Genomic DNA, 15,501 nt, shown 5'->3' with positions numbered 1-15,501 from the left:
CCCGGCCTAGTCGCGCGGCGGCCAGGGCTTGGCGGGCAGGCCCATTTTCGGCTCGCCGAGGAGCGGGCTCTTCAGCGCGTAGAAACCGTGATTGGTGAAGAGCCAGATGATGTTGCGGTCATATTCGACATAGATGCCGTAACCGAGATTGCCCTTCACATATTCGGGCGTTTCCTTGTCCGTGGGGAAACGCGGTACATAATAGGCGGCGATCTTGGGTTTGGCCGGATCGCTGACGTCGAAGAGCTGAACCCCCGCATTGTAGAAGGCATAGGGAATCAGCCCCTGACGCGAGGTTCCCGGCTGGGTAAAGTATCCCGGCCGCTTGGGCCCGAAGCTGCCGCGGCGTTCGCAGAAATCCTTGAAGGAGGCGCCTTCGGGCGGCGTCGGCCGCGGGAAGGTCGTTGCGATCCTGGGGTTCTTGGGATCGCGCACGTCGATCGCGAAGATATCCTTGTATGGCTCGAAACAGTCATCGTTCATCGGATAGCCGTTCATGAACACGAAGCCCGTGCGCTCATACTGGCTGACATCGATATTGTCGGCCTCGGTCCCCGCGAACTTGGGCACCATGTCGAGATGGCTGATCACCTTGATCTCGGCGGGGTTGGAAATGTCGAGCACGTAGAAGCCGAGCCCGCCCATCGCCGCGAAGCCGATCGTGCCGCCCTTTTCGACGGGCTTGGGGATGAAGATCGGCATGCGCGATCCCATCCACGATGTCCGGTTCCCCGCGCGCGGATTCTTGAGGTAGGCGTCCTCCTCCTCCTTCACGCCCGCGATCTGGCCGGGCACCGAGAATTGCTGGAGAAATTTCGGATTCTTCGGATCCGACATATCCCAGCTCTGGTAGCCGGGCGAATGGAGATAGTTGGGATATTCGGTCAGCGCGAAGCTGTCATCGGGTGCCGCCGACAGGAACATATATTTGCCGCCGTACCATGCGGGCACATCGAGCGAGCCCGATCCCTGCTGCTCTCCCGGCTTCGCGTCGGGATGCTTGTAGTCGGTCGTGCGCGTCGCGACCTTTTCCCATTGGTCGGGCAGCGGGCCGTGCATGACGTAGACGTTAAAGCCCTTGTGATAGCGCCATTTGCGCAGTTTTTCGACGCCGTCGGGTTCGTACATCTTCTCCTTGTAGATGCCGAAGCGCTGGACCTCGTTGGACTGGACCATCACATATTTGCCCAGCGCCTTGTTCCACTGGATCGACGCCGCACCGATCATCTCGCCGCCGGCAAAGGGATTGACCGGCTTGCCCCCGCCCGCGCCCGTCCAGCTCTGCCCCTTGGTGAGCAGCAGCTTCGCCCTGGCGGGATCGGTGATGTCGAACACCTTCAGATTGAGGCGGTCATAGACGTAGAGATAGCGCTTGTCGTCGAAGTCCGCGATATTCTGCCATGTGTGGAAGGGCGACGGCACATGGGGGTAGAAGGCGACGACCTCCATGTTCCTGGCGTAGGACTTTTGTTCCCAGTGATCGAGCTGACCCGCAAAGGGCGCGCGCTCCTCATGCAGCGGCGTGGCCTTGGGATGACGGAATTCGCCGGTCGCCGGGTCGACACCGTAATCGACGCCCGGCTTGGGCATGGGCGGGCGCTGATCATAGGTCAGGTCATGCCATGCCTTGACCATCGGATCGCGGATATCGGTCTTGGCCTTTTCCTCGCCTTCCGATGACCACGCCGCCGACGCCAGCCCCAGCGCGACCGCCAGCCCGACACCGCCGCCAAGCGCCCGTCGCATGAAGCGGTGAGGAAAGGCAGATTTGGCAGTTGCGCTCATGGGGTTCTCCTCGTTGATTCTGACGATCCGGGCAAATGCGCGCCGCGCGGTTTCCCATTTCCGGGACGAAGGCTAACGCGGGCGGGTATAACGATTAAAATAATGATTTGGGCAGGACCTATGCCAGAGCAGCATAGCGGAACTCATGCCGCGACCTCGGGCGAAGGCATGGCGGCGGCGCCCCTCGCCTGCCGCCTTCGTTCCCAGCGGATATAGAGCCAGGGCACGCTGATCATCAGCAATCCATAGGCGAGCGGCAGCCGCGCGATCGCGGGCATCTCGACAAGCGTCACCGACGCGAGCAGCGCGATCGCAAGATTGTGCACGCCAACCTCGATCACGATCGTCAATGTTTGGATCGCGGGCAGCCGTGCGATCGTCGCCAGCAGCCACGCCCCCATCATGGCGAGCAGCATGAGCGCCAGACAGATGCCGAAACTTTCGCCGAACACGCGCCATCCCGCCAGATGGTGCCAGTTGAACGCGGTCGTGCTGAGGCACATGAAGACTATGCCCAGCACCGATATGGGCCGCGCCGCCTCGACGCCGCGCGCCGCCATCTCCGGCCAGCGCGCACGCACGCCCATCCCCAACGCCACGGGCAGGATCGTCAGCGCGCCAAGCGTGATCGCGGTCTGCCCCAGAGGCATGCCGACCTCACGTGTCGAGCCCAGAAACTGATCGAGCGCGAAATGCGTCCACAGCGGCAAGGTGAAGGCGACGAACAGCGTCGACAGCGCGGTCAGGCTGACCGCGAGCGCAACGTCCGCCCGCGCCGCGAGCGTGATCGCATTGGAGGTGACGCCGCCCGGGCTCGCCGCAAGAATGATGAGCCCGACCGCGACCTCGGGCGCGATCGGAAGCGCGAACGCAAGTCCCAGTGCGATCAGCGGAAGCAGCAGCATCTGCGCCGACAGCCCGACGATTACGGCGCGCGGCCGCGCCAGGATTGCACGGAAGTCATCAGCGCCCAGCGCCAGCCCCATCCCGAACATGATCGCGAAGATGATTATCGGAAACACGGTTTGCGACAGAAAGGGAAAGATGCCGGCCACGCTTGTCTCCTCAGACGAACTCGATCGCGCCGGACTGGCCGCCCGCGCGCAGGATGGAACGGCAGACGGCTTCCGCCATCTCGCTGCCCGACACGCCGACCGCCGGCTGGCGCCGTTCTATGGCGAGCCGCGTTCCGTCGCGCCCGATCGCCTCGATCGCGAGTTCGAGATGCGTGATCCCCGGATCGGCGATCAGCCGCGCGTGGCACAGGTCGAGTCCCGTGGTGGCGAGCGCGCAGGCCACCATCGCGTTGACATTGTGCGGATAGCGACGCGCAATTTCTCGCACGCTGCCGTCGAACAACACCGTTTCGGCGGTCACCGCATCTGCAGCCACGCCCAGGCTGCCGGGCGGCTTGCGAAAGGTTATCGAGACCCGATCCCACATGGCGCCCCACTCGACCAAGCTGTCGAGCCCGACCAACGCGCCATGCGCCACGAACAACGATCTGCCGGACAATCTGGCGCTCCGCACCAGTCGTGCGCGAAGGGCGTCGTCGGCGAGCGCGGTGAGCGACAGCGGCATATAGTCGGCGATGCCGAGCAGCGCCTCGCCGTGCCGCGCGCTCACCTCGGGACCGGCGACCTCGACGACGAGATCGGGCGCGAACGCGCGCGCGTCGTCGAGGTCGTCAAGCACAAGCGCGTCAGGAACGCCCTTCAGCCGGTCGCGGTTGCGATTATGGACGAACGCGATTTCCGCGGTCGATACGTGGTCAGCGAAACGGCGATAGATCTCCGCGCCAATGAACCCGAAGCCGATCAGACCGACACGCATCGCACCGCCCCTTCGCCTTTTCAGTTCAGTATTTCCATTTGAGCGATGCGCCGTAGGTGCGCGGCGGAGCGTAGGAGACGAGGACGGATCCGATGACGTCGGACTTGCCGCTTTCATAGAGTTCGTTGGTGAGGTTCTTGGCCCAGAGCGTGAAGGTCCATTTGCCGTCTTCGGTCTGGAGCCCGAGCGAGCCGTTGAGCACGCCCACCGAATCCTGCGCGGTACGATCGCTGTTCTCGTTGTCGAAGAAGAAGCCGTCGGTCCAGCTATAGTCGGCGCGCACGAACCCCTCGAAACGGTCGGTGATCGGCACGGTCAGGTCGCCGCCGATGCTGAAGGAATTCTCGGGGCTGCGGCGCAGCACATTGCCCTTCAAATTGGTCGGCACGGGCACCGAGCAGAAGCAGCTCGTATCAAATTGCAGCGCGGTGCTGATCAGGTCGCCCGTGATCTTCGCGTCCATATAGGTGTAGTTGGCGAACAGCGTCAGCCCGTCGACGGGAACCATCTGCGTCTCGAGCTCGATGCCCTTGACGCGCGCCTTGCCCGCATTGGCGATGACATTGTCGGCGGGCAGGTTGGGATCGAAGATCACGAACTGCTGCGTCTGGAGATCCTTATACTCGGTCCAGAAGCCCGTGAGGTTGAGCCGCAGCCGGTTGTCGAGCCACATCGTCTTGGCGCCGATCTCGTAGTTCCACGCATATTCGGGATCGTAGGAAACCCGCGCCTCGCCGGGATTGGTCGCGTTCTCGCCGTTCCAGCCGCCCGACTTGTAGCCCTTGGAGACCAAGGCGTAGAGATAGACGTCCTCGGCCGGCTGCCAGTGCAGGTTGACGCTCGGCGTCCACGCATCCCAGCTCTGCTTGTCCGAGGCCGTAAAGCTGCGCGTGAAATTGCCGTTCTCGTCCTCGAACTCGGCGCCGAGAAAGTCGCCGATCGTCTCGCGGTAGACCGCAAAGCGCTTGTTGTCCCGGGTGTAGCGGATACCCGCGGTCAGCCCCAGCGTCTCGGTGAAGTCGTACGTCCCTTCCACGAACGCCGCCCAGGTGTCCGACTTCAGCCGGGTCTCGCCAATCTCCTCGCCCTGCGCGAAAAACTCGACGAAGATATAGTCCGAGTTCTCGACGCGCTTCACCTTCTCATGCTGGTAGTAGAGCCCGGCAAGAAAGTTGAACGGCCCGTCGAAATCCGAGTTGAAGCGCAGTTCCTGCGAGAAGCTCTCGACCTTCTCGTCCTTGTTGTTGACGAAATAGTCGTCGTTGAAGGCATCGCGGTCGATCGCGCCGAAATCGATCCGGCCATCGGGGCCGTAGACCAGCCTGGTGAAATCGATGAAGCTGCCCGCGTCGTTGTTGACCGCGACGAAGCTGCCCTCGCGATAGGCGGTGATCGAGGTCAGCGTGCCCGACCCCGTGTCCCAGTCGGCGGTCAGATGGACGCCGCCCAGATCGGCATCCTGCTTGCCGTCGATATTATTGGGTCCGCGCCGCCGGTCGGGGTTCACGAAGGGGATGTTGTGATCCGACGGGATGAGGATATCGACCCATTTGCCCTGCGCGCGGCGGCGCGTCAGATCGCCCGTGAGCAGGATGTCGAGGCTGTCACTGGGCTGGTAGCGCAATTGCCCCAGCACCCCGAACGCCGACAGGTCTTCCATGTCGTTGCCCGTGAAGGTGTTGAAGGCAAAGCCGTCGCGCCGGCGCGCGGTCGCGGCGATGCTGCCCGACAGCCCGTCTGCGATGCCGCCCGCGACATTGGCCTTGACGTCGAACGCGGCGTAATTGCCGATCCCTGCCTCCATGCCCGCGCGGAACTCGTCGGTCGGCTTGCGCGTGATGAAGTTGATCGCGCCGCCCACGACATTCTTGCCATAGAGCGTGCCCTGCGGCCCGCGGACGATCTCGACGCGCTCGAGGTCGAACAGCTCGATCGCGGTGCCCTGCGCGCGCGGCAGGTAGACGTCGTTCAGAAAGAAGCCGATCGCAGCGCTCGACGCCGCGCTCTCGATATCGGTCCCGATCCCGCGCAGGAAGATATTGGGCTCGGACACGTTGTCGGGGTTGAAGGTGAAGCCGGGCACGCGGCTTGCGATCTCCGAAAACTCCTCGATCCCCGCCTTGTCGAGCGCGTCGCCGCTGAACGCCGACACCGACAGCGGCGTCGTCTGCAGGCTCTCCTCGCGCTTGCGCGCCGTCACGATGATGTCCCCAACACCAACCGCCTCAGCCTCAGCCACCGACGCCGCATCCTGCGCCAAACCCGTTGCAGGCAACGCCAGCAGGCCTGCACAGCCGAGCAAAAGCGCACGGCGAATCCCGTCGATTTGAAATGCCACGTTCTTGATCCTCATCCCCAGCAGCGACACGCCACCGACAGAATACCGCTGCCCCTTTCTTGCGGGGTGCATCCGGTGTTCCTCACCCGTCAACCTGTCTCAATCACAGAGCCTATGGGCAGTCGCCATATGTTAAAAATAATATTATCACGCGCTCATATTCCCGTTTGGCATATAAAAATATCGACGATTCATGCCGGTTTCGCCGCGCCAGGCGCCGATTCCCAGCCATCTCGAAACCAAAAGATGCGACCGGGCGAACCGGCCGCCGCAACCGAAAGCCAACGGCTGTTTGAGTATGAGCGCGAGGTGGACCTAGCGGGCTGAAAAGCAGATGACCTTTGTCTGGGACATCTCGCGGATCGCGAAGCGGACGCCCTCGCGGCCCATATTACCGCGCCCGGCACCACCGAACGGCATCGCGTCGAGCCGATAGTCAGTCGAATCGTTGATCATCACGCCCGCCGCGTGCAGATGCCGCGCGGCATGGTGTGCGTCGCGAATGTTCTCGGTGAAGATCGCCGCATGAATCGCATGTTCGGCGCGGTTGGCCGCTGCAATCGCGGCATCCAGATCGGTAAAGGGGAAGAGGCTGACAACGGGGCCGAAAGCCTCCCGGCGCACGATCCGTGCGCTCGCGGGAACATTCTCCAGCACCGTCGGCGGGAAGATCGCGCCCTGCCGCGCCCCGCCCGCACAGCGCGCCGCGCCCGCGGCCAGCGCCTCATCGGTCCATTCCTCGAGCCGCTCGGCCTCGCACGCGGCGATCATCGGACCGATATCGGTTTCTGCCGCCATCGGATCGCCCACGATCAGCGCCGCTGTCTTCGCGGCCAAGCGGTCGCGAAAATCGGCATAGACCGATGCGTGGACGTAGATGCGCTGCACCCCGATGCAATTCTGCCCCGCCGCCCAGAAGGCGCCCGAAACGCACGCCTCGGCGGCCTTTTCCACATCGGCGTCGGCCGCCACGATCACGGGCCCGTTGGCGCCGAGTTCCATCGCCACACGCTTGATCCCCGCGGTGCGCGCGATCTCCTCTCCCACGCGCGCGCCGCCCGTGAAAGAGACCATCGCGACTTCATCCGACGCCACGAGCGCCGCGCCGAAATCGCGGCCATAACCGGTCAGAAGCTGGAGCGCCTCTGCGGGCAATCCCGCCGCCAGCAGCAACTCGACGAGCATGATCGCGGTGAGCGGCGCCTGATCGGCGGGCTTCAGGATCACCGCATTGCCCGCGGCGAGCGCAGGGCCCAGCTTGTGGCAGGCGAGATTGAGCGGATCGTTGAACGGCGTGATCGCTGCGATCACCCCCAGCGGTTCGTAGACATAGTAACCGTGCCGCCCCTCGCCACCTGCAAAGCTGTCAAAGGGGATCGTCTCGCCAGTCAGCCGCGTCGCCTCTTCGGCGGAGAGGCGTAGCGTATTGACCGCGCGGCGCACCTCCTTGGTCGAGGCCTTGATGACCTTCCCCGTCTCCGCAGTGATCATCGCGGCAAAGCGTTCCGCATCGGCCGAGAGCGCATCGCCGGCTCGGCGCAGGATCGCGGCGCGCTCACCGGTGGAGAGCGCGCGCATCGCCTCGGCCCCGCGCAGTGCGCTTGCGATCGCGTCCCCGGCATCGGCAGCGGTGGCGCAGGCGACATGCGCCAGCACCTCGCCGCTATAGGGATTGTCGACCGCCATGCCGGTATCGGCGCCGCGCCAGACGCCGCCGATCAGCAGCGACGCTTTGGGCTCGACCGCCATCAGCATCATGGCTTGTCCTTGTGCAGCACCAGCGCGTCATATTCGCGGCTGTCGAGCAGCGCCTCGACGATCACCGGTCCATCGGCGGCAAATGCATCGACCAGCGCCGCGCGCAGCGCGTCGGGGTCGGCGGCGGTGACGACGGGCACGCCGAAGAGCGACGGCCCGCCGATCGTGCCCTCGGCGCGCACGGGCGTACCATAGATCGGGTTGTGCTTCTTTTCCTGCTTGATGCGGATCAGCGCGAGATCGTTGTCGGTAAAGACCACGATCACGATGTTGAGCTTCTCGCGGACCGCGGTCGCGAGCTCGCCCACGGTCATCAGAAAGCCGCCATCACCGACGACGGTGCACACTGCGGTATCGGGGCGGCAGAGCTTGGCCGCGATCGCCGCGGGCAGGCCGAAGCCCATCGACGACCAGCCATTGGACATGATCTGCGTGCCGGGCCTGGGCGTCAGCCATTTCTGCCCGATCAGGTGCGTGTGCGCGCCGACGTCGCAGGTCATGATGCCGTCTTCGGGCAGCACGTCGCGCAGCACGTCGAGCGCGGCGCAGGGACCGAAGCGGTTGCTGTCGGGCGACAGCCGTCCGAACAGCTCGGCGGTCCGCGCCGCGATCACGTCGAGATCCCAATTCTTGGGCGGGACATCGAGCGCGAGCAACGCGTCGAGGCCAGCAGCGATATCGCCCGTCACGTCTGCGAGCACAGGGTGCTTGCCCGTGTCGATGTCGACGGGTTCGACATCGATATTGGCGATGGCGAGCCCGTCCTTCATCCAGCCTTCGAAGTTGAATTCGACGGGGTCATATCCGATCGCGACGACCAGATCGGCCTCGGCATGCGTGCGGCCGACAAGGTCGCTGAGCGCGTGGAACAGCACGCCCGCATAGCTTTTGTGGCTTTCGGGAACCATGCCCTTGGCCATCGGCGTCAGCACGATCGGCAGGCCGAAGCGCTCGGCGAGCGCGATCACCTTGTCCGCGACGCGCGCATGCGCGGCACCAAGGCCGACCGCGAGGATCGGCTTCCTGGCCGCGCCGAACGCGGCGACGAGCGCGCCGACCGCGGCCGCATCGGGCTGGCGCGGTGCCTTGGGCGTGACTCGTCCGGGCGAAGGCGAGCTGGTCTCAGCCGCGCTCAGCCCGACGGGCAGACCGACATGCACCGCGCCCGGACGCCCCGACAGCGCGACCTCTGCCGCTTCCGCCAGCGTCTCGCCAACCTTCTCCGCGGTCAGCCGCGTCGTCATCTTGGTGATCGGCGCAAACAGCGCCTGATGGTCGATCCCCATCTGCGTCACGCGGCTGCGCATCGCCTCGGGCATCTCGTCCGACAAGGCTATCATCGGCGAACGGTCGAGCGTCGCCCCGCCCACGCCCGTGGCAAGGTTGGTCGCGCCGGGGCCGAAGGTGCCGAAGCAGACACCCGGAACGCCCGTCAGCCGTCCGCAGATATCGGCCATGAAGCTTGCCCCGCCCTCATGGCTGGTCAGCACGAAATCGATGCCGTCGGTGGTGCGAAGCGCTTCCATATAATCGACCCAGCCGCCGCTCGGTACGCCAAAGACATGGCGCACTCCCATGTCGCGGAGGCTTGTGACTACGGCCTTGGCTACGGTCGTTCCGGTCATTGTCTGTCCTTTGATGCGATTATTGCGCGGGGGCGGTATAGCCCGCCGCGTTGCTGTGGGCGCTGCGCCTGACGCCGCGGATGCCGCATGCGGCGAGGAAGCTCAGCACGCTGTCGTTGAATTCGTCCCCGCGCTCGAAAAACACCGAATGACCCGCGGATATCTCGACAAGGAAGGATCCGGGCACGCGCGCCTGGACACGCCGCACCGCCTCGACGGGGAAGAGCACGTCATCCAGCCCGGCCACGAACAGCACGGGCTTTCCGCCACCCACCGCCTCGGGCGCGACCAGCATCGGCCATGTACCCGTCAGGCTGCGGCGATCGACGCGGTTGAAGCTCGCAATGGCCGCGTAGAGCGCCGCCTGCTCGGGATTGGCCGCACGGAACGTCGCATCGAGCACGCGCTCGAGCTGGCTCATATCGGCGGTCGCGGCGCGTGCGGCATCCATCAGCGGCGCGACATCATCGGGCTCGGCGATGGCGTGGAGCGAGGACGCGATGACGAGCGCACGCACGCGCTCGGGATACGCCGTGGCAAAGCTGATGCATGTTCCTCCACCCATCGACTGCCCGACCAGCACAGTCTCGCTGATATCGAGATGATCGAGCAGCGCGCGCAGATCGGACTCGAAGGCGCTCCGCCCTGCATTCTCGACATCGGTCGAACGCCCGAAACCGCGATGGTCGAAGGTGATGACGCGGTAGGAGCGCGCGAAGGCGGCTACCTGCTGGTACCAGCTCGCATGGTTTCCGCCGATCCCGTGCGCGAACACGATCGCGGGCCCCTCGCCCTGGTCTTCATAGTAGATTTCGCTCTGGCCGATCGAAAGAACGGGCATGGCAGACTCCTGACTGTCTAGACGACGCCCATGATCCGGCTCAGCTCGACGACGTGATCGCCGAACGCGGGCATGTCGCGGGTGATCGATGGATCGCGCGGGCGCGGCAGGTCGATCTTGAGATCGGCGATCAGCCGCCCCGGCCGCTCGGACAGCACGAGCACGCGGTCGGACAGCAGCACCGCTTCCGAAATGCTGTGCGTGATGAGCACCACGGTCTTGCGGTCGCGCTGCCAGAGCCTGAGCAGCTCGATGTTGAGCCGGTCGCGCGTCAGCGCGTCGAGCGCGCCGAAGGGCTCGTCCATCAGCAGCACGCGCGGGTTCTGCATCAGCGCCTGGCCGATCGCGACGCGGTGCTTCATGCCCCCCGAAAGCTCGTGCGGATATTTGTCCTCGAAGCCCTTCAAATTGAGCATCTCGACCATCGCGCCGACATCCGCGGCCTCCGCCGCCGCCTTGCCGCGACGGATCTCGAGCGCGAGCGTCAGGTTCTTGTCGACGGTAAGCCATGGCAGCAGGTTCGCGGTCTGGAAAACCACGCCGACATCGTCGCGCGGGGCGTCGACGCCCTCGTCGAACATCGCTGCGCTGCCCGTATCGAAGCCGTGCAGCCCCGCGAGGATGCGCAGCAACGTGCTCTTGCCGCAGCCCGAAGGCCCGATGATCGAGATGAACTCGCAATCCTCGATCGCGATATCGACATCCTCGAGCGCCTTGGTGCCCGTCGGTCCGCCGTAGAATTTGGTCAGGTTTTCAACCCGGATCGCAACACCCATCAGACTGCCCGCCACCACACGAATTTGGAAAGGAGCTCGACCACATAGAAGAGCACGAGCGAGAGCATGGTCACCGTCAGCAGCGCGGCAAAGGTCAGCGCGGTCTGCGACGAACCCGTCGCGAGCAGGATGACGTTGCCGAGACCGTTGTTCGATCCGACGAACTCGCCCACGATCGCGCCGATCACCGCCAGCGGCATCGCCACCTTGCAGCCATCCATGAAGTTGGGCATTGCCGCGGGAACCTGAAGCCTGGCGAACATCGTCCAGCGGCTCGCCCCCAGCGCGCGGAAATGCTCCTCCAGATTGGAGGGCACGCTTGCGAGGCCCCCAAGCGTCGAGATCACGATCGGGAAAAAGGCGAAGAGGAACGCCATCACCAGCTTCGATCCGAACCCGTATCCCAGCCACACCACCATCAGCGGCGCGAGCCCGACCTTGGGGATCGACTGGAGCGCGATCACCACCGGATAGAGCGTCGAACGCGCGACCGGCACGACATGGATCAGCGCGGCGAGCGCGACGCCCAGCACAGCCGCGAGCGCAAAGCCGCTCAACACCTCACCCAGCGTTACCAGCGAGTGATCGAGCAGCATCGCGCGCGCCTCCCAGAAGGCGACGCCGATATCGCTCAGCGCGGGAAGCAGATAGGATTTGACGCCGAAGAGGCGGACGCCGAACTCCCATGCCGCGGCGAGCGCGACGAAGAACAGCGCCGCGACGACCGGATTGGACTGCGTCCTGGGGGGCGTCGCCATTCAGCCCTCCCCGTCGCGATCGCGGAGCTTCTGAATCCGCGGCGGCGGCGGCACGACGAAATGCTCGAGTCCCCAGCGGTCGAAGGTCTCCATCTCCAGCCCGTTCCATACGCGCGGTTCGTGCGGGGGGAAATCGGGGCCGATCTGGATCATGTCCGAATAGAATTCGACATTGTTGCCGTCAGGATCGCGGAAGACGAGGAAGCTGTTGGCGCCCGGCCCGTGCTTGCCGATGCCGCGATCGATCAGCACACCGCGCTCCTGGAGCATCGCCGCGATCTTCTCGAGCTCGGCCACGTCGTCGACATGGTAGGAGAAATGCTCGAGCGGTGGGCGACCGGGTTCGTGGCCCGCAATCTCCTCGGGCGTCATCTGGAGCAGCGCGAGATCGTGATGATCCTGCCCGGCGCGCATGAACACCATGTGCTGGTCGATCCAGTCGGACACTTCGAGCCCGACAACGTCCCGGTAGAAGGCGACCGACGCGTGAATGTCGCGGACCTTCAGCACCAGATGGCCGAGCTTGTTGGGTTTGGGACGATACATCAACTAAGGCTCCTAGGGCCGCGCTGCGGGCGTCGCCGACGCGCCTTCGAAGACGTCGCCGGGCGCGATATCGCCCTTCAGCGCATAGGCCTGTTTCAAGAAATCGAGCGAGCTGGCGACGCGCGCGGGTTTGAAGGTCCCCGCGCCGTCCTTCATCAGCTCCGCGGTCTCGACCATCTGCTGTTTGGTGATCGCCGCATCGAGCATCGGGAAGCGCTTGGTCATCATGCCGACCACCTCGTCGGGATTGGCGGCGGCATATTCGTAACCGCGATAGGTTGCGGCGAGGAACTTCTTCACCGTCTCGGGCTTCTCGGCGAGCATCTTCTCGGTGGTCAGGATGCCGCTGCCGTATAGGTCGAGGTTGAAGGCGGAATAGGAAATCCGGCCGATGGTGACGCCAGCCTCCTTCGCGCGCTTGTGGTACAGCGGCAGGCTGTTGCCTTCCCAGCATTCGCCCGCGTCGATCTTGCCCTCGACCAGCGACGTCACGACCAGCGCTGGATCGAGCTGGAGCAGCTTCACGCTGTCCTTGTCGACGCCGTTGCGCGTCAGCCAAGCGGGCACCAGCGCCTGCATCGCCGAACTCTGCCCGCCGCCAACGGTCAACCCCGCAAGATCGGCGGGCTTTTCGATGGTGTGGCGTTCCTTGACGTAGCACAGCGCGGCGGGCCAGCGCGTATTGATCGTGCCGACCATCCGCGTCTTCCCGCCATTCTGCCTATTGAGGACGACCGAGACGGGGTCGCCATAGCCGAATTCGAACATGCCCTGGTCGAGCTCGTTGGCGGTGCGGATGCCGCCAAAACCGCGCACGACATTCACGTCGAGGCCGGCCTCGGCATAATAGCCCTTGTCGATCGCCGCGATCACGCCCGCCATGCTGCCCTGTGGCAGCCACGACATATTGAAGGTGACGCGCTCCTTGCCCGCATCGCCCGTACCGCCACAGCCGCCAAGCATCAGCGCCACCGCCGCGACCGCGGCCCGGATCATTCCCTTGCTCATGCTTCCGCCCTTTCCGCACGCACGGGATTGGCGAGCGTGCCGATCCCCTCGACCGTCGCGACCATCTGGTCACCATCCTTCAGGAAAATGCCGCGCCCCATGCCGACGCCCGCGGGCGTGCCCGTCGCGATCACGTCGCCGGGCTTCAGCGTCAGCAGCATCGAGAGATAGGCGATCTGCTCATAGGTGTTGAAGATCATCTCGCCCGAATTGCCGTCCTGCATCACCTCGCCATTGACGCTCAAGGTGAGCTTCAGGTCGTGGAGGTCGTCGATACATTCGGCGGGGACGAACCACGGGCCCATCGGGGTGAAGCTGTCGAAGCTCTTGCCGCGGAACCAGTCGTGCGAGAACGGGAAGTCGCTGCGCCGCGTCATGTCGCGCGCCGAGATGTCGTTGACGATCACATAGCCCGCGATGTGTGCATGCGCCTGCTCGACCGGGATGCGCCGTCCCGCCCGGCCGATCACCACGCCCAGCTCGACCTCCCAGTCGACCTTCTTGCTCTCGGGCGGCAGGAAGACGGTGTCGTCCGGGCCGATGACGCTGTCGACGGTCTTGAGGAAGATATAGGGCATGCTGTCGGCCTTGGCGGCGAGCTTGGTCGCCATCTCCTCGGCATGCTCGATATAGTTGGATGCCGCCCCGAACACGCGGTGCGGAGCAAAGGGCGCGAGCGGCGTCGCGGCGACGGGATCGAGCTGCGCCCCGCGCGCCCAGGCGGCGAGCGTCGCCAGCTCGTCCTTCACGCCCTCCCAGTCGCGCACCAGTATGTCGACCGAGCCGATCCGGCGCTTCAATGCGTCGCTGGCGCCCGCGCCATCAGCAATCGCCGCAAGGTCATAGAGCGCCTCGCCCAGCACCAGCGCGGAGCGGATCTCGTCGCCCGCCGCATAGCTTGCCAGCGCATACCAGGGTGCCGTCATCATCGTCTCCAGAAACAGCGCCGGTCAGCCAGGAGAGGCGGTGCCGGCGGATCGATCTTCTGGAATCAATAAAAGGCATAGCGGCGGGGGATAATAATACCGCTTTGGAATAGCGGGCCCATATTTTGCTATAGGGGTTTTGACGGTGGCGTGATGGTCGGAGCAACCCGCGATAATGTCGGGTCAAATGTCGCTATGGGGTGGTTAGCGGACGTCTCGAACTCCCTCTCCCTTAAGGGAGAGGGTTGCGCAGACTTGGCGGCTGTGCCGCCTAGTCGGAGCTGGGTGAGGGGGCGTAAGTCAACGGCAACGCACGACTCCCAAGCTTCCACCCCCTCATCCAACTCCGCCTAGTTGCGCTCACGCGCAGCAAGGCTCCGTATCCTTCTCCCTTGAGGGTGAAGGTCTCCTTCGGGTCGAAAGCCGACAGCACCCACAAAATCGCTGTCCCACACACCCCCCGATTTGCAAGGCTAGGCGGCGGTCAATGCACTTGCGCCGATCGCCCGCTCTTTCGCATCGTAAAGCAGTAGCGACACACCGAAAGGCAACGCGAAATGAAATTGTGCAACCGCGACATTTTACTTCACGATTCAAGGGAAAAGTGGGAACATAAGCGCGCGCCTTACACGATCTCCACCTCGAGCGGGGTCAGCCCCTCGATCCGGGCCTCTAGCTGATTGCCGCGCGTGACCGCGCCCACGCCCGCGGGGGTGCCGGTGAAGATCAAATCGCCGGGCATCAGGCGCATATAGGTCGACAGCTCGGCGATGATCGCGGGAACGTTCCACAGCATCTCCGACGTGCGCCCGCTCTGACGCGTCTCGCCATCGACGGTGAGCGTGATCGCGACATCGCTGAGGTCGCCCGCGTCCGTGGCGGGCGTGATCGCGCCGACGGGGGCTGCGCCGTCGAAGCTCTTGCCCATGTCCCAGGGGCGGCGCTTGTCCTTGGCCGCGCCCTGCAGGTCGCGGCGCGTCATGTCGAGCCCGATGGCATAGCCGAAGACGTGGCGCAGCGCGTCCTGCTCGGCGATGTCGGCGCCACCCAGTTCGAGCGCGACGACCAGTTCCACCTCGTGATGCAGGTCCTCGGTGCGCGGCGGATAGGGCAGCTTGCCCGGCACCGTCGGCAGGCAGCTCGCGGGCTTGATGAAGAAAAAGGGCGGCTCGGCCACCACATCGCCCATTTCCTTCGCATGCTCGGCATAGTTGCGCCCGACGCAGAAAATGCGTCCCACGGGGAAGCGGCCGCCGCCGACGATTGGAAGCACGGGCTGGACGGGCGGTTCGATGGTCATGCGAGTC

General features: G+C 64.7%; 13 protein-coding genes. All 13 read right to left on the bottom strand.

Going from position 1 to position 15,501, the window contains the following annotated elements; genetic code table 11:
- Nucleotides 1-6 precede the first annotated feature (6 nt).
- The 13 genes from D3876_RS00185 to D3876_RS00125 all read right to left on the bottom strand — a co-directional run bounded on the left by D3876_RS00185 (nt 7) and on the right by D3876_RS00125 (nt 15,494).
- Nucleotides 7-1,785, bottom strand: a complete 1,779-nt coding sequence (locus tag D3876_RS00185; RefSeq protein WP_119759126.1) for an LVIVD repeat-containing protein — start codon at nt 1,783-1,785, stop codon at nt 7-9.
- Between the two features lie 143 nt (nt 1,786-1,928).
- On the bottom strand, nt 1,929-2,840 hold the full coding sequence (locus D3876_RS00180; RefSeq protein ID WP_119759125.1) for a bile acid:sodium symporter family protein: 912 nt from the start codon (nt 2,838-2,840) through the stop codon (nt 1,929-1,931).
- A gap of 10 nt (nt 2,841-2,850) precedes the next feature.
- Nucleotides 2,851-3,618 (bottom strand): aspartate dehydrogenase domain-containing protein, encoded by a 768-nt coding sequence (locus tag D3876_RS00175; RefSeq protein ID WP_182911813.1) that lies wholly within the window; start codon nt 3,616-3,618, stop codon nt 2,851-2,853.
- A gap of 25 nt (nt 3,619-3,643) precedes the next feature.
- On the bottom strand, nt 3,644-5,956 hold the full coding sequence (locus D3876_RS00170; protein WP_182911812.1) for a TonB-dependent receptor: 2,313 nt from the start codon (nt 5,954-5,956) through the stop codon (nt 3,644-3,646).
- A gap of 315 nt (nt 5,957-6,271) precedes the next feature.
- Entirely contained in the window at nt 6,272-7,714 is a 1,443-nt protein-coding gene (locus D3876_RS00165) for an aldehyde dehydrogenase family protein (RefSeq protein WP_238475168.1), read from the bottom strand.
- Nucleotides 7,711-9,339 (bottom strand): thiamine pyrophosphate-binding protein, encoded by a 1,629-nt coding sequence (locus D3876_RS00160; RefSeq protein ID WP_119759122.1) that lies wholly within the window; start codon nt 9,337-9,339, stop codon nt 7,711-7,713. The genes D3876_RS00165 and D3876_RS00160 overlap by 4 nt, the downstream gene beginning before the upstream one ends.
- A gap of 19 nt (nt 9,340-9,358) precedes the next feature.
- Entirely contained in the window at nt 9,359-10,180 is an 822-nt protein-coding gene (locus D3876_RS00155) for an alpha/beta fold hydrolase (RefSeq protein WP_119759121.1), read from the bottom strand.
- A gap of 17 nt (nt 10,181-10,197) precedes the next feature.
- Nucleotides 10,198-10,956: an ABC transporter ATP-binding protein gene (locus D3876_RS00150; RefSeq protein ID WP_238475167.1), complete on the bottom strand. Its 759-nt coding sequence runs from the start codon at nt 10,954-10,956 to the stop codon at nt 10,198-10,200.
- The gene (locus D3876_RS00145; RefSeq protein WP_119759120.1) at nt 10,956-11,714 is read right to left on the bottom strand and encodes an ABC transporter permease; all 759 of its coding nucleotides are present in this window, start codon (nt 11,712-11,714) and stop codon (nt 10,956-10,958) included. The genes D3876_RS00150 and D3876_RS00145 overlap by 1 nt, the downstream gene beginning before the upstream one ends.
- Nucleotides 11,715-12,260 carry a VOC family protein gene (locus D3876_RS00140; protein ID WP_119759119.1) on the bottom strand — a complete coding sequence of 182 codons (546 nt, stop codon included), beginning with the start codon at nt 12,258-12,260 and terminating at the stop codon, nt 11,715-11,717.
- 12 nt (nt 12,261-12,272) lie between these two features.
- Nucleotides 12,273-13,268: an ABC transporter substrate-binding protein gene (locus D3876_RS00135; protein ID WP_238475166.1), complete on the bottom strand. Its 996-nt coding sequence runs from the start codon at nt 13,266-13,268 to the stop codon at nt 12,273-12,275.
- Nucleotides 13,265-14,194: a fumarylacetoacetate hydrolase family protein gene (locus D3876_RS00130; RefSeq protein ID WP_238475165.1), complete on the bottom strand. Its 930-nt coding sequence runs from the start codon at nt 14,192-14,194 to the stop codon at nt 13,265-13,267. The genes D3876_RS00135 and D3876_RS00130 overlap by 4 nt, the downstream gene beginning before the upstream one ends.
- Nucleotides 14,195-14,819: 625 nt before the next feature.
- Complete coding sequence (locus D3876_RS00125; RefSeq protein WP_119759118.1) at nt 14,820-15,494, bottom strand: fumarylacetoacetate hydrolase family protein; 675 nt, start codon at nt 15,492-15,494, stop codon at nt 14,820-14,822.
- Nucleotides 15,495-15,501 lie beyond the last annotated feature (7 nt).

Origin of the sequence: Sphingomonas cavernae, from assembly GCF_003590775.1 — a bacterium.
GTDB classification, from domain to species: Bacteria; Pseudomonadota; Alphaproteobacteria; order Sphingomonadales; family Sphingomonadaceae; genus Sphingobium_A; species Sphingobium_A cavernae.
Note: the sequence above shows the minus strand (reverse complement) of the source record. Positions and strands in the feature narration are given on the sequence as shown.

Bases quoted from the DNA above. Each gene is read 5' to 3' on its own strand.
- D3876_RS00185 (WP_119759126.1), bottom strand. From the start codon at position 1,785: ATGAGCGCAACTGCCAAATCTGCCTTTCCTCACCGCTTCATGCGACGG.
- D3876_RS00175 (WP_182911813.1), bottom strand. From the start codon at position 3,618: ATGCGTGTCGGTCTGATCGGCTTCGGGTTCATTGGCGCGGAGATCTAT.
- D3876_RS00165 (WP_238475168.1), bottom strand. From the start codon at position 7,714: ATGATGCTGATGGCGGTCGAGCCCAAAGCGTCGCTGCTGATCGGCGGC.
- D3876_RS00160 (WP_119759122.1), bottom strand. From the start codon at position 9,339: ATGACCGGAACGACCGTAGCCAAGGCCGTAGTCACAAGCCTCCGCGAC.
- D3876_RS00155 (WP_119759121.1), bottom strand. From the start codon at position 10,180: ATGCCCGTTCTTTCGATCGGCCAGAGCGAAATCTACTATGAAGACCAG.
- D3876_RS00150 (WP_238475167.1), bottom strand. From the start codon at position 10,956: ATGGGTGTTGCGATCCGGGTTGAAAACCTGACCAAATTCTACGGCGGA.
- D3876_RS00145 (WP_119759120.1), bottom strand. From the start codon at position 11,714: ATGGCGACGCCCCCCAGGACGCAGTCCAATCCGGTCGTCGCGGCGCTG.
- D3876_RS00140 (WP_119759119.1), bottom strand. From the start codon at position 12,260: ATGTATCGTCCCAAACCCAACAAGCTCGGCCATCTGGTGCTGAAGGTC.
- D3876_RS00135 (WP_238475166.1), bottom strand. From the start codon at position 13,268: ATGAGCAAGGGAATGATCCGGGCCGCGGTCGCGGCGGTGGCGCTGATG.
- D3876_RS00130 (WP_238475165.1), bottom strand. From the start codon at position 14,194: ATGACGGCACCCTGGTATGCGCTGGCAAGCTATGCGGCGGGCGACGAG.
- D3876_RS00125 (WP_119759118.1), bottom strand. From the start codon at position 15,494: ATGACCATCGAACCGCCCGTCCAGCCCGTGCTTCCAATCGTCGGCGGC.